At 63.5% G+C, this 13,577-nt stretch carries 10 protein-coding genes; 3 read left to right on the plus strand and 7 right to left on the minus strand.

Features of this window, described 5'->3' with window-relative positions:
* Positions 1-4 precede the first annotated feature (4 nt).
* Positions 5-1,906 (minus strand): alpha-1,4-glucan--maltose-1-phosphate maltosyltransferase, encoded by a 1,902-nt coding sequence (locus KMZ68_RS06430; RefSeq protein WP_249779615.1) that lies wholly within the window; start codon positions 1,904-1,906, stop codon positions 5-7.
* Here KMZ68_RS06430 and KMZ68_RS25980 point away from each other — a divergent pair.
* Positions 1,805-2,230 (plus strand): hypothetical protein, encoded by a 426-nt coding sequence (locus tag KMZ68_RS25980; protein ID WP_249779683.1) that lies wholly within the window; start codon positions 1,805-1,807, stop codon positions 2,228-2,230. The two genes, KMZ68_RS06430 and KMZ68_RS25980, sit on opposite strands and share 102 nt — an antisense overlap.
* The gene (gene malQ, locus KMZ68_RS06435) at positions 2,155-4,113 is read left to right on the plus strand and encodes a 4-alpha-glucanotransferase (protein WP_215616220.1); all 1,959 of its coding nucleotides are present in this window, start codon (positions 2,155-2,157) and stop codon (positions 4,111-4,113) included. The genes KMZ68_RS25980 and malQ overlap by 76 nt, the downstream gene beginning before the upstream one ends.
* A gap of 21 nt (positions 4,114-4,134) precedes the next feature.
* On the opposite strand, the gene KMZ68_RS06440 is transcribed toward malQ, so the two are convergent.
* The 6 genes from KMZ68_RS06440 to KMZ68_RS06465 all read right to left on the minus strand — a co-directional run bounded on the left by KMZ68_RS06440 (position 4,135) and on the right by KMZ68_RS06465 (position 11,998).
* On the minus strand, positions 4,135-4,947 hold the full coding sequence (locus tag KMZ68_RS06440) for a Cof-type HAD-IIB family hydrolase (protein ID WP_215615001.1): 813 nt from the start codon (positions 4,945-4,947) through the stop codon (positions 4,135-4,137).
* A complete protein-coding gene (locus tag KMZ68_RS06445; RefSeq protein ID WP_215616221.1) occupies positions 4,944-5,462 on the minus strand; it encodes a gluconokinase in 519 nt (172 codons plus the stop codon). Before KMZ68_RS06445 ends, KMZ68_RS06440 begins: the two co-directional genes overlap by 4 nt.
* Before the next feature lie 64 nt (positions 5,463-5,526).
* Positions 5,527-7,041 (minus strand): glucose-6-phosphate dehydrogenase, encoded by a 1,515-nt coding sequence (gene zwf, locus KMZ68_RS06450; protein WP_215615002.1) that lies wholly within the window; start codon positions 7,039-7,041, stop codon positions 5,527-5,529.
* A gap of 6 nt (positions 7,042-7,047) precedes the next feature.
* Positions 7,048-8,085: a phosphogluconate dehydrogenase (NAD(+)-dependent, decarboxylating) gene (gene gnd, locus KMZ68_RS06455; RefSeq protein ID WP_215615003.1), complete on the minus strand. Its 1,038-nt coding sequence runs from the start codon at positions 8,083-8,085 to the stop codon at positions 7,048-7,050.
* An 11-nt stretch (positions 8,086-8,096) separates the two neighbouring features.
* Positions 8,097-10,943 (minus strand): bifunctional transaldolase/phosoglucose isomerase, encoded by a 2,847-nt coding sequence (locus KMZ68_RS06460; protein WP_215615004.1) that lies wholly within the window; start codon positions 10,941-10,943, stop codon positions 8,097-8,099.
* Between the two features lie 236 nt (positions 10,944-11,179).
* Positions 11,180-11,998 carry an RMD1 family protein gene (locus tag KMZ68_RS06465; RefSeq protein WP_215615005.1) on the minus strand — a complete coding sequence of 273 codons (819 nt, stop codon included), beginning with the start codon at positions 11,996-11,998 and terminating at the stop codon, positions 11,180-11,182.
* 384 nt (positions 11,999-12,382) lie between these two features.
* On the opposite strand from KMZ68_RS06465, the gene KMZ68_RS06470 reads away from it, so the two are divergent.
* Positions 12,383-13,543, plus strand: coding sequence for an acyltransferase family protein (locus tag KMZ68_RS06470; RefSeq protein WP_215615006.1), 1,161 nt, complete (start codon positions 12,383-12,385; stop codon positions 13,541-13,543).
* Positions 13,544-13,577: the final 34 nt, after the last annotated feature.

Below are 13,577 nucleotides of genomic sequence, written 5' to 3' on the forward strand. Positions count from 1 at the left end.
TCCCTTACGCCAGACAGCGAAGCAGCAGGGCGGGATCGTTCATCGGATTGATCTGCAGCCGAATGCCGCCCCACTCCAGCGGGTAGCGTTCGCCGGTGATCACGTTCTCGAGCGCGGCGACGTTGCGGCGATCGTCGGCCATACCGACCTGGATGTTGCCGAGCGACAGCCAGAATTCGTGCGCGTCGCGCGACAGCGCAATCGCGGCGACGACGCTGTTGGTTTGGTTGACGGATTCCTTGACGAAGGCAATGACATTTTCGTCCTCGACCGGAATGAAGCGAAGATTGGCCGTCTGCTGCAGCGCCGCGTTTTGCCGGCGGGCGCGATTGAGATCGCTGATATAGGGCTTGATATTGCCGGGCCTGTCCCAGTCGCGCACCTTGATCTCGTATGTTTCGGAATCGCGATATTCCTCACGGCCCGCAATCGGCTCGTGCTCCAGGAGCTCGAACCCGCTGTAGACGCCGTAAGCGCTGGACAGCGTGGCGGCCAGCGCGACACGGGACTTGAAAATCCAGGCCTCGCCGCTCTGCAGATGATAAGGCAGGATATCGGGCGTATTGACGAAGAAATTCGGGCGAAGGTAGTCCCGCTCCGGATAAGCCGTCAGTTCGCCCAGATACTGCTCCAGCTCGCACTTCCGGGTACGCCAGATGAAGTAGGTGCAGGACTGGGTGAAACCGAGCCTGGCGAGGGCCTTCATCGGTTTCGGCCTGGTAAAGGCCTCCGCGAGGAAGATCGCCTCGGGATGACGAAGCTGAACCTCGTGGATCAGCCATTCCCAGAAACTGAAGGGTTTGGTGTGGGGATCCTTGACCCGGAAGATGCTGACACCCTGTTCGATCCAGAACAGCACCACGTCGCGTAGCGCATTCCACAAGGCACCGGCGTCCTCTGACGAGAAATCGGGATTGACGTTGTCCGGATGCTTCCCGGACGGGTCGTCCGCATAGCGCAGCGAGCCGTCCGGCCGCCGTCTGAACCATTGCGGGTGCTGTTTCAGCCAGGGATGATCGGGCGAACACTGCACGGCGAAATCGAGCGCGACTTCCATGTCGAGCACCTTGCAGGCGGCAATGAACTCGCGAAAATCCGCGAGCGTGCCCAACTCCGGATGCACGGCATCGTGACCGCCCGCGGCCGAGCCGATGGCGTAGGGACTTCCCGGATCGCCTTCACCTGCGGTCGGTGCGTTGTAACGGCCCCTGCGGCTGGTAACGCCGATCGGGTGAATCGGCGTCAGGCAGACCACGTCAAAGCCCATCGCCGCGATATCCGGCAGCCGCGCCGTGCAATCCTTGAAGGTACCGTGGCGGCCGGGTGTCTTGCCCTGGCTGCGCGGTACCATCTCATACCACGCGCCGTAGCGCGCCCTTGGCCTATCTGCGACGAACGGAAAAAATTGCGATCGCATCAGGTCTGGCCGAAACTGGCTTTCGGCCATGGCGATCTTCAATTCATCGGTCAGCAGCGGCGCGGTGTCGCCAGTCTGCAAGAAATCCTCGCATTGCCGCAGGATCACGGCGGACGCAGCAGGTCCGCCGGCCTGCGCCTTGGTCAGCATGCCCGCGCCCTCGAGTGCATCGAGGGGAAGGTCGGCGCCGGTCCTTTGCTTGAGCTCGAAGCCCTGCCGCCAAGTCGCAAATTCATCGGTCCAGGCCTCGATCGCATAGATGTAGCGGCCGGGTCTATCCGGTACAAACGATCCGCCCCAACGGTCGTCGCTGTGATGGATCATCGGCGCGCGCCGCCATTCGCGGTCGCGCTCGCGGCGCCAGACCAGCGCCACTGAAATCACATCATGGCCATCGCGATAAATATCCGCCCAAACCTCGACGCGCTCCCCGACGATCCGCTTCACGGGGAAGCGGCCAGCATCGACAAGCGGGTAAACATCCTCGATATGGAAAGCGCCGCCAGCGCTCTCGACAGTTTGAGTTGTTTTGTTCACGGTGATGCCAGTGACATGGGAAACACCTCCCGTCTCGATTGCGGGAAAGGAGACGTTCCGGACATATATACAAAGCCGTTCGCCGGGCATTGGTTCCCGGTGAACGCCGGGGATGCCAGAGAGTTAACCACGCCTATCCTCTTCCTGCATTTAGAGAATTTCGCGACGCCCCTCACCGTTGCGTGCAAACTGCGTGCCGAATGGACCTTTTCGCCAGAGCCAAAAAATTTGGAATCCAGACCGAATTCCTGGACGGTCAGGGTCACCGGCGTGTGACGGACGCGGCTGCGCTGCGAATCATCCTCGATGCGCTGCCGGCCGGCATCCCGCGCCGGCTGCTGGACCAGGCGGTGGTGATCCGGTCAGGCCATCCTGCTCGTACCGAACTCAATCAGGCTGCCACGGTCCCGCTGCGCTGGAAAACCGTTGCGGGCATTAAGGTTATCGCCGAGGGCGAGACCCATGACCGCGTCATCGTCTGGCCCGAGGATCTGCCTGTGGGTTCGTACCGGCTGCACTTGTCCGATGCATCAGGCATCAGCGAGCAAGTGCCGCTGATGGTCGCGCCGCCGAAGGCCTTTGGCGGCGATTTCGACCGCTGCTGGCTGGTGGCGGTGCAGCTCTATGGTGTCCGCTCGGCGCGCAACTGGGGGATCGGGGATTTCACCGACCTCGAAGGGCTGATCGAACTGGCCGGAGGTCTGGGCGCCGACGGCATCGGGCTCAATCCGCTGCATGCGCTGTTTGACGACCGGCCCGGCGATTGCAGCCCCTATTCGCCGAACAGCCGGCTGTTTCTGAACCCGCTCTATATCGATGTCGAAAAGCTCCCCGAATTCCAGCCCGGCGCGATCGCCGGGAATAGCGAGGCGATCGCCCGGCTGCGGGCGGGCGATATCGTCGATTATGCCGGCGTCGCGGCCTTGAAATGGCGGGCGCTGCGCTTTGCCTTCGAGGCCTTCAAGGCCGATCCCAAAGCCGAACGCCGGCAAGACTTCGAACAGTTTCGCAGCCAGCGCGCGCCGCTGCTGTCGCGGTTCGCCTGCTTCGAGGCGCTGCGGCACAAAATTGGCAAGCCGTGGTGGGAGTGGCCCGCGGAATGGCGGCAGCCCGATGAAGCCGGATGCGCATCTCTGCGCCGGGGGCCGGATGCCGCCGAAATCGAATTCGTCGAATTCGTGCAATGGACCGCCGACCGGCAGTTGCAGGCCTGCAAGGAGCTTGCGGCCCGGCTCGGCATGAGGGTCGGTCTCTATCTCGACGTCGCCGTCGGTGTGCAGTCCGATGGCTTCGATGCCTGGAACGAGCAATCGGCAATTTCCCGCCATCTTGCCGTCGGCGCGCCGCCGGACCCCCTCAACACCGCGGGCCAGAACTGGGGGCTTGCGGGCTTCAACGCCGCGGGACTGGAGATCGCCTCGTTCGAGCCGTATCGCGAGATGCTGCGGGCGTCGATGCGCCACGCCGGGGCGATCCGGCTCGATCACGTGCTGGGCCTGAAACGGCTTTATCTGGTGCCGCACGGGTTCGATGCGGCCCAGGGCGTCTATGTGCAGATGCCGTTCGAGGCGCTGCTGGCGGCGACCGCGCAGGAGAGCGTGAAGCACCGCTGCGTGGTGATCGGCGAGGACCTCGGCACCGTGCCGGAGGGCTTCCGCGAGAAGATGGCGGAGTGGGGCATCTGGTCGTATCAGGTGATGATGTTCGAGCGCGACGATCGGGGTTCGTTTCGCGGCATCGATCATTACGCGGCCAATGCGCTGGTCACCTTCAATACCCACGATCTCTCGACCTATGCCGGCTGGCGCTCGTTCAGCGATCTCAAGCTGAAGCGCTCGCTCGGAATCGATCCCGGCGAAAGCGACGACGCGCGGTGGCACGCCCTGACCATGCTGAGCGACGCGCTGCGCCACCACGCCATCGACAGCCATGATTTCTATGCCGTCGCCGGCTTCCTGGCGCGGACCAGATCCCGCCTGCTGGCGATTTCGCTGGAGGATCTGTTGGGCGTGATCGACCAGCCCAATATTCCAGGCACCGTCAACGAACATCCGAACTGGCGGCGGCGCCTGCCGGTGGCGATCGAAGCGATGACCTCTGCGATCGATCTCGCCGCGCTGAAGGCTGCAACGCGGGAGCGGTCACGCGGGACGACTTGAGGGGAGGGTGCCCGCCTCGATTCAGCCCGCTTCGCCATTCCTCAAGATCATATCCACCGCCTTGGCAAAGCCCTCATCCTCATTCGAGGCCGTGACATGCGTCGCCATTTTCTTGATGTCGTCGGCGGCGTTGCCCATGGCGAAGGAGAGGCCGCTCGCTTCGAACATCGCCAGATCGTTTTCCATGTCGCCGATGGTGGCGACAGCGTCGGTTGAAATGCCGAGGCGTTTGGCCATCGCCTGCACGAAAGTCCCCTTGCTGCGGCCGGGCGGCGTGACGTCGAGATAATAGCTTTGCGAGCGCACGGCGGTGGCCTGCGCGCCCAGCGCCTGCTGCATCGCAACCTCGCAGCGCTGCAGCCGCGCGGCATCGGAGCTGGCGCCGACGATCTTGCAGGCCGCCGTCAGGTAAGGCGCAAAATTCCCGACGATGGTCGGATCGGCCCGGATCGCGCGTTGTTCATTCGGGACGTACTCGCCGCCAGGATTGCGCGTGAGCCAGCGATCGTGGGTGAACAGCCAGGTATCGACGCCGAATTCGTCGAGCACGTCGAGGCTGGCTTGCGCCGCGGCTGCTGGGATCAGATGCTGTTCGATCGGATTGAGCTGCGGGTCGACGATGGCACTGCCGTTGAAGGCTCCGACCGGCAGCGTGATCGCGAGCGGCTCGATCAAGAATCGCATGCCGACGGTCGGGCGGCTGGAAGTGAGGGTAAAGCCGATGCCGGCATCGCGCAGCCGCCGCACCGCGTCCCTCGCGCCGTCGGTCAAGGTCTTGTCTTTGGTCAGCAACGTGCCGTCGACGTCGGAGACGAGCAGAGCGATGCGGGTCACGGATGGTTCCGATTGTTCGCGGCGTTGTCGGCGGGAATGAGCCCCAGCCGGGCGATGATGTCATCGACGATGGCTTCGACCGGCGCATCGATCGACACGGTGACGGGATTTTCGCTGTTGGCCGGCGGCTCGAGCGTCCTGAACTGGCTGGCCAATAGTTCCGGCGGCATGAAATGACCTTTGCGCGCGGCCAGCCGGGCGGCGATCAAATCCTGTGTGCCATCGAGAAAGACGATCCTGACGTCGTCGCGGCCATGCACCAGAATGTCACGATAGGCGCGCTTCAGCGCGGAGCAGGCGATGACTATATGTTGGTCCGCCTCGCAAGCCCGATCGACCTCGTCGGCAATCGCCTGCAGCCAGGGCCGGCGGTCCTCGTCGGTCAGCGGCTGGCCGGCGCTCATCTTGGCGACGTTGCTCGGTGGATGAAAAATGTCGCCATCTTCGAAATCCCAGTCCAGTCGTTGGGCGAGGCGGTCCGCGATGGTGCTCTTGCCGGAGCCGGACACGCCCATCACGACAAGCACGCACGGCATCTTGCCGATTTCATCACTCACGACGTTTCTCCGGCAGCGCCATCTAGCCCAGCTTTCGCCAGCTGCGGCCGTCGCGCGCCAGCAGCGCGTTGGCTTCAGTGGGACCTTCGCTGCCGGCCCGATAGGGCAGCAGACCGTTGGCGCCGGCTTTCCTCCAGGCATCGAGGAACGGCTGCACGGCCTTCCAGCCGGCTTCCACGCTGTCGGCGCGCTGGAACAGGATGTTGTCGCCGATCATGCAGTCGTAGATCAGCGTCTCGTAGCCGGTGCTCGGCTCGGCCTGGAAATAATCCTTGTAGCGGAACTTCATCTCGACGCCGTCGATCCGGATCGAGGGACCGGGCACCTTGGTGTTGAACTGCAGCGCGATGCCCTCGGTCGGCGCCACGCCGATCACGAGGTAGTTCTGCGCCAGCGTCTCCACCGGGGTGCAGCTGAACATCGCAAACGGCGCCTGCTTGAACTTGATCGCCAACTCGGTGCGCTTGACGCCGAGCGCCTTGCCGGTGCGCAGGTAGAAGGGAACGCCAGCCCAGCGCCAGTTGTCGATGGAAAGCTTCAGCGCCGCATAGGTCTCCGTGGTGCTGCCGGGCCTGACATCCCTGGTGCTGCTGTAATCCCCGACCTCGGTATTGTCGATCCTTCCGGCGCGGTATTGGCCGCGCACGGAATTCTGCAGGGCTTCGCTCTCGCTCTGGGGCTGGATCGCCGCCAGCACGTCGGCCTTCTCGGCGCGCACCGAATGGGCGTCGAATCGGATCGGCGGCTCCATCGCCACCAGCGACAGCAGCTGGAACAAATGGTTCGGCACCATGTCGCGCAGCGCGCCGGTTGAATCGTAGAAGCCGCCGCGGTGGCCGACATCGAGTTTTTCGTCGACCGTGATCTGGACGTGATCGATGTGATTGCGGTTCCAGATCGGCTCGAACATGCCGTTGGCAAAGCGCAGCACCAGGATGTTCTGCACCGTCTCCTTGCCGAGGTAATGATCGATCCGGTAGATCTGGTGTTCGTCGATAATCGCCAGCAATTCTGCATTCAGCGCCTTCGCCGAGGCGAGGTCGGTGCCGAACGGCTTTTCGATCACCAGCCGCCGCCACGCGCCGCCCTCCTGCCGCAGCATGCCGGTGCGACCGAGTTCACGAGGGATCGGCGCAAAGCCATCGGGCGGCGTCGCCAGATAGAACAGGCGGTTGCCGCCGGTGTTTCGGGCGGCTTCGAGTTCGTCGAGCCTTTTTCGCATGAAGTCGAACGAGGCTGGCTCCCCGGGATCGGCGGCGATACAGGTGACGCATTCCAAAAGGCGTTTGGCCGTTGCGTCCTCCACCGGGCGGGTGGCGAATTGGCGCAGGCCCTTCATCAGGCTGTCGCGCAAGGCCTCGTTCGACATCGCCTTGCGGGTGACGCCGACGACGCAGAGCCTGTCTGGCAGAAGGTCGCTCGCCGCCAGGTTATAGAGTGCGGGGATCACCAGCCGGTGCGCGAGGTCGCCAGTGACGCCGAAGATGACGAAGGAGCAGGGCTCGGGCTTCTTCTGAGGCGGTTGGGTTGAAGGCATCGGCGTTTACGCCTTTGGCTTGACGGTATCCGGCGCGTTCTGCTGCACCGGCCCCGGACCCTGCTGCGGCTCCTTGTGGCCGCCGAAACCGTCGCGCATAGCGGAAAGAACTTTTTCGGCAAAGGTATGGTCCTTGCGCGAGCGGAACCGCGCGAACAAGGCTGCGGTGAGCACCTCGGCAGGGACCGCCTCGTCGACGGCGGCATTGACGGTCCAGCGGCCCTCGCCGGAATCTTCCACGAAACCCGAATAGCTTTCGAGCGTCGGATTTTTGGCGAGAGCGGAGGCCGTGAGGTCGAGCAGCCATGACGAAATCACGCTGCCGCGCCGCCAGACCTCGGCGATGTCGGCAATGTCGAAATCGAACCGATGCTCGGCGGGCAGCGCCTCGATATTGGCGTTCCTGAGGATGTCGAAGCCCTCGGCATAGGCCTGCATCAGGCCGTATTCGATGCCGTTATGAATCATCTTGACGAAGTGCCCGGCGCCGATAGGACCGGCGTGGATATAGCCCTGTTCGATCCTGGCATCGCGGCCCTCGCGTCCTGCGGTACGCGGGATGTCGCCGGGGCCCGGTGCGAGACTCGCGAAGATCGGATCGAGCCGGTCGATCACCGCCTTGTCGCCGCCGATCATCATGCAATAGCCACGCTCGATGCCCCAGACGCCGCCCGAGGTGCCGACGTCGACATAATGGATGCCGTGTTCCCTGAGCGCCTTGCCGCGGCGGACGTCGTCCTGCCAGAACGAATTGCCGCCGTCGATGATGACGTCGCCGGCCTGCATCAGTTTGGTCAGTTCATCGATCGTCGCTTCCGTGATCCTGCCTGCGGGCAGCATCACCCAGACGCTGCGCGGCCGCTCCAGCCTGCTGACGAAATCCTGCAGCGAGCCAGCGCCCGCAGCGCCCGCAGCGCCCTCGGCCGCGAGCGCCGCGACCGCTTTCGGGTCCTTGTCATAGACGACGGTGGAGTGGCCGTGCTTCATCAGCCGGCGGACGATGTTGCCGCCCATCCGCCCCAAGCCGATCATGCCGAGCTGCATCTGCAGTACCCTTAGTTGAGTGCATCCTGAATAGCTGCGTCGAGCATTTTCAGGCCCGCTGCGAGATCGCCCTTGATGTGCACGCGCAAGGCGCGCCGGCCGCGCTCGGTCAGCACGTCGTAATCGCCGCGGGCCTGCGCCGCCTTGATCACGCCGAAACTGGCCTTCTGGCCGGGCACCGCGAGATCCCTGTCGTCATCTGATGTGATCTGCAGGAATACGCCGCTGTCGGGCCCGCCCTTGTAGGCCTGGCCGGTGGAATGCAGGAAGCGCGGGCCGAACTCGGCGCAGGTCGCAAGGTGCCGCTTTTCGCGAACCTTCAGCCGCATCGCCTGCAGGCTGCCGATATGCGCAGGACAGCGTTCGATATAGGCAAGCAGCGCCACGTAGTCGTCCGCGCCGGCGCGGGCGAGATGCGCCTTCAGCCAGGAGCCGAGATCGCCGTCGGCGCCGGCCCTGCGCAGGTCGGCGGCGTTTTTCTCGTCGGTGAAGAGGTCGGCCTGCGCGCTGGACATCACCGGCTTCTCGGCGGGCAGCGAACCGGATTTCTCGAACGCCGCAGTCAGTTCCCGGGTCTTGACCTTGGCGTCCTCGACGTCGGGCTGGTTGAACGGATTGATACCGAGCACGGCGCCGGCCACCGCCGTCGCCAGTTCGAAGCGGAAGAATTCCTGGCCGATATGGTCGATCGATTTCATGACGATGCGGACCACCGGATGGCCGGCCGCTTCCAGTGCGGCGAGCTTGTCGTCATGCGCGGCGTCGTTTTCGGCTTCGGTTCTGAGATCGATGAAGAACCGGTCGTTACCGTAGAGCGAAGGGTCGCCCAAGGGTTCGCCGTCGATCGGGATCAGGCCCTTGCCGTCCTTGCCGGTGGATTCCGCGATCAACTGCTCCGCCCAGGCGCCGAAATCGGCGATCTTCGGCGACGAGAGAATGGTGACCTTGTCGCGGCCTTCGAGCCCGGCCAGCCCCATCGCGAGACCGAGCTGCACGCCGGGATTTTCGTGCGGCGGCACGTCGGGTCCGCAGGAGCGGACCATCGCAAGCGAATGCCCGATCAGGGCGCTGACATCGATTCCGGCGGTCGCGGCCGGCACCAGCCCGAACGGCGACAGCACGGAGTAGCGCCCGCCGATGGTGGGATCGCCGTGGAAGATACGGGCAAAGCCCTGCTTGACGGCGACCTTCTCCAGCGTGGAGCCGGGGTCGGTCACCGCGATGAAGCGGTGGCCGGCCTTGTCGGCGCCGATGGTCTTGGAAACCTGCGCGAAGAAATAATCCTTCATTACGTTGGGCTCGGTGGTGCCGCCCGATTTGCTGGAGACGATGAACAGCGTGCTGGCGAGATCGACGGAGGCCTGCAGGGTGCGGACCTGCGCCGGATCGGTCGAATCCAGCACATGCAGTTTCGGAAAGCCGGCCTTCTTCGCAAACGTTTCCGCCAGCACTTCCGGACCGAGGCTCGATCCGCCCATGCCGAGCACCACGGCATCGGTGAATTTCTGTCCCTTCACGCGCTGCGCATAGTCCTCGTAGTCGGCGACATCGGCTGCGGCGGCGCTGTCGAGCCAGCCCAGCCATTTGTGCTCATCGCTGCCGGTCCACACCGACTTGTCCTTGTGCCAGAGCCGGCGGATGGTGGCCGACGCGCGCCAGTCCTCGGTGGCCTTCTCGACCGCCTTGCCGAGGTGGCTTCCGAGCTTGAGCTGCTGTCGGTCGATGCCGCCGCCGAGCACGGTGGCGCGCTTGTGCGCGACTGCGCCGTAGAGCTTGTCGGCGGCGTCCGCGAACAGCCTGACGCCGTCCTTGACCAGCTCGGCCGTGATGGCGTCGAGCGAGATGCCGGATTTTTCGAGTTCGGCGAGCACGCGCCTGGCATCCTCAATATTTTCCTCGAGGCTGTCGCGCGGCTTGCCGTGGTCGCGGAAGGCGTCGAGCGTGGCCGGCGGAACGGTGTTGATGGTGTTGGGACCGATCAGCTCCTCGACATAGAGCACGTCGCTATAGTCCTTGTTCTTGGTGCCAGTCGAAGCCCACAGCAACCGCTGCGGCCTGGCGCCCTTGGCGGCGAGCTTGTCCCAGCGCGCGCCGGAGAACAGGCGTTTGTAATCCTGGTACGCGAGTTTTGCATTGGCGATCGCGACCTTGCCTTTCAGGGCGCTCAGGCGCTCCTTCTCGCTCGGGTCGTTGGCACGCGCGATTTTCTCGTCGAGTTCCTTGTCTACCGCGCTGTCGATCCGGCTGACGAAGAAGCTGGCGACGCTGGCGACGCGGGAGGGATCGCCGCCGTCCCTGACGAGTTTTTCGAGGCCCGCGAGGTAAGCTTCGGCGACCTGCACATAGACCTTCTGCGAGAACAACAGCGTGATGTTGATGCTGATGCCTTCGCCGATCAGATGCTGGATCGCGGGCAGTCCTTCCGGCGTCGCCGGCACCTTGACCATCAGGTTCCGGCGCTTGACGTTGTTCCAGAGCCGCTCGGCCTCGGCGATGGTGCCCTTGGCATCCATCGCCAGATAGGGCGACACTTCCAGGCTGACGAAGCCGTCGCCGCCATTCAATCGATCGTAGACCGGGCGCAGCACGTCCGCCGCATTTCGGATGTCCTCGATCGCCAGATGTTCGAACAGCTCGGCAATCGGACGATCGCCCTTTTTCAGGGTAACGCCGATCGCGCCGTCATACTCGTCCGAGCTGCCGATCGCCTTCTCGAAGATCGAGGGATTGGACGTGACGCCCTTGACGCCGTCGGTGTCGATCAGCTGCTTCAGGTCGCCCCTGGCGACGAAGCCGCGGGCCAGGAAGTCCAGCCAGATCGCCTGGCCGTGGTTTTCGAGTGCTTTGACGGGATTCATGGTGCCTTGTTCTGTTCGAGCTGGGTTCCCGCACCTTTTCTGGCGGGAAGCCGGGTTGTCAACACGTGGGTAGCTGATGAAGGGATTATGCGTATCCCGGCCGGATAACGCCACCCGCAGCCCATCGATCCCACCGGGAGACGGCAGTTTGGTGGCGATCCCGGTTTTCGAAGGTCGATTGAACCGGCCTTTTCTGGCGGTGGCGACCGGCGTTGGCCGGCGGCGCGGCGCAGTAGTCAGCCGGGGCGCAGGAAGAGGTCGTAGAGGTAGACCGAAATTTCGAGCATGATCAGCAGCACGATCATCGTTTCCAACCGAATCCCGCGCTGCGCGTCGATCAGTTCGGTGAGCGCGGTCATCATTACCTCGACCGCGTCGAGCTTGCGCGACAACGCCTTGGCTCGTTTCTTGAAATGATAGGCTTCGGCCAGACGGTCGTGCAAACGGCCGGTTTCACCATCATTTGGCAACTCGGGTCTCTCTTCCACCTCGACCCGTTCGAGAAGGCGATGATGGGTCAGCAAGGCATGGCCCACGGTGCGCAGCATCCGTCTCCGTTTCCACGGCAGCTGGCCGGAGCTGGCGAGGTCGCTGGCGATCGGTTCCAGCGCCTCCAGCACGTTCCGGACTTCCTCTTCCTCAAAGGCGAGCGCGACATTCTTGGCCAGCGCGTCGGCAACGGCAACGAGGCGCGCCGGTGACAGGTCCCGGATGGTAATGATATCCCCTGAGATCCCCTCGCTCGTTCCGATCGAGATCTCCGATGCAACGATGACCGGCGCGTCCAACCGGCTTTCGACGCGGTCGCCGAGCTTTTGCAGGAAGGCTTCTTCCTCGCCCTGTGAAACCCCGATGAGGACAACGGTACCGTAGGGCAACAGCGCGGCAATGCCTCCACCGCCAAGGCGCAATATCAGGGGCGACGTCGTGATCGCTTCTGCTTGATGGAGGTCTGCAGCCTCGAGGCCTGCCAGCCTGAGGCGACGGCCAAGGCGGAGCGCGCGTACGGACTGTCGCTTTTCGGAGGTCGCGCGTAAAGGCGTGATGTCAGTCATTTCCTGCTTCAAAGTGCCCGCCTTCTGGAAAAAATGCCACACTACAAGAGGCGCCAGCTTGCGTTACATCAACCCTCCAGCCGCCGATCTCTTGCGGGCGCGAGGTCGCTCGCCCGGACGTTTAAGTGATGGCAGAAAACAGTCGCTGGCCGGTCGCCGCGTTCGCTAACGCATGAATATGCCATTGCCTGGGATGATTTCTTGGCTGCAAGCATATTTGCGCCCAGATTGCACTAGATCAAGACAAGGCGCGTGCGATTGATAGATTATGTTTGTCTTCCACCGGCAAGAATAATCCCCGGGGAGGGTCATCTGGCGGATTGGCGTGGGACTTGCGCGGCAATGAGCGGATCAAGCACTGCCCTCGTTAATCTTCGAGCCGTTGTGATCCTCATCGTACTGGCTTTCCACTCGGTCCTTCCCTACCTCGCTTCCCTGCCGCCGGCTGCCTATCCCTTCGACAGCGAACCTTATCTGTGGCTGGCCTTTCCGATCGTGGACAGCCAGCGATGGTTCGGCTTCGACCTGTTCTGCGCCTGGCAGGACGTGGTTCTAATGACCCTGATGTTCTTCCTCTCGGGCTTGTTCGTGCCATCAAGCCTTGCGCGCAAGGGAAGCTGGAAGTTTCTGTCGGACCGCCTGCTGCGGATTGGCCTGCCGATGGCGCTGGCCATCATTTTTCTTGCGCCGCTCGCGTATTATGCCGCCTATCGCACGACTGCCACTGACCCCAGCCCGAAGGCATATTGGCAACATTGGCTCGCGCTGCCGTTCTGGCCGTGTGGGCCGCAGTGGTTCCTGGGTATGCTGTTGATATTCAATGCTCTTGCGGCCGCGACGCATGGTTTCGTTCGCGGATGGGGCCAGTTCCTTGTCCGGCTGGCGGCCTTCGCCAGCGGCAATCCGGTGCGGTTCCTTGTTGTACTGGTGGTGATCTCCGCGCTGGCCTATGTGCCCCTGGTACTGGCGTTTTCGCCGTTCGCATGGGTGAATATCGGCCCCATCTCGTTTCAATCCAGTCGGCCGTTGCATTACCTCGTCTATTTTCTTGCGGGAGTAGCGGTCGGGACCTGTGGCCTCGACCGTGGCCTGCTTGACCGCGATGGGGTCCTCGCGCGGCGCTGGCCGGCATGGCTCTCCGCAGCCTTTGCCGGTTTCCTGCTCTGGGCCGTGCCGACCTCGGTGACGATGGCGGATTGGGGCAATGCTTCCCTGTTCGCGAAATTGGCCGCTGGCATGGGCTTTGTCGTCGCCTGCGCGGCGGGCTGCCTGTGCTCGCTGGCGATCTGCCTGCGCTTTGCACATTGGCGCCTGCGGGCCTTTGACAGCCTGTCAGCCAATGCCTACCGAATGTACCTGATCCATTACGTGTTTGCCGTCTGGCTGCAATATGCGCTGCTGGGCAACGATCTGTTTGCGATCGGCAAGGCCGCGATTGTGTTCGGTGGTACACTGATCATGAGCTGGTCGATCGCCGCCGCCGTTGGCGGTGCGCCGCCGGTCTCGCGACTGAATGCAACCATGCGCGGAGCACGCCGCGCGTGAAGACTGAACTGATGTTGGACGGAAAGTGATCGAG

The organism is Bradyrhizobium sediminis (genome assembly GCF_018736105.1).
Taxonomy (GTDB): Bacteria; Pseudomonadota; Alphaproteobacteria; order Rhizobiales; family Xanthobacteraceae; genus Bradyrhizobium.

Coding starts and splice junctions, on each gene's coding strand:
- KMZ68_RS25980 (WP_249779683.1), top strand. CDS start 1,805: ATGGCCATCGCGATAAATATCCGCCCAAACCTCGACGCGCTCCCCGAC.
- malQ (WP_215616220.1), top strand. CDS start 2,155: ATGGACCTTTTCGCCAGAGCCAAAAAATTTGGAATCCAGACCGAATTC.
- KMZ68_RS06445 (WP_215616221.1), bottom strand. CDS start 5,462: ATGGGCGTGTCCGGCTCCGGCAAGAGCACCATCGCGGACCGCCTCGCC.
- zwf (WP_215615002.1), bottom strand. CDS start 7,041: ATGCCTTCAACCCAACCGCCTCAGAAGAAGCCCGAGCCCTGCTCCTTC.
- gnd (WP_215615003.1), bottom strand. CDS start 8,085: ATGCAGCTCGGCATGATCGGCTTGGGGCGGATGGGCGGCAACATCGTC.
- KMZ68_RS06460 (WP_215615004.1), bottom strand. CDS start 10,943: ATGAATCCCGTCAAAGCACTCGAAAACCACGGCCAGGCGATCTGGCTG.
- KMZ68_RS06465 (WP_215615005.1), bottom strand. CDS start 11,998: ATGACTGACATCACGCCTTTACGCGCGACCTCCGAAAAGCGACAGTCC.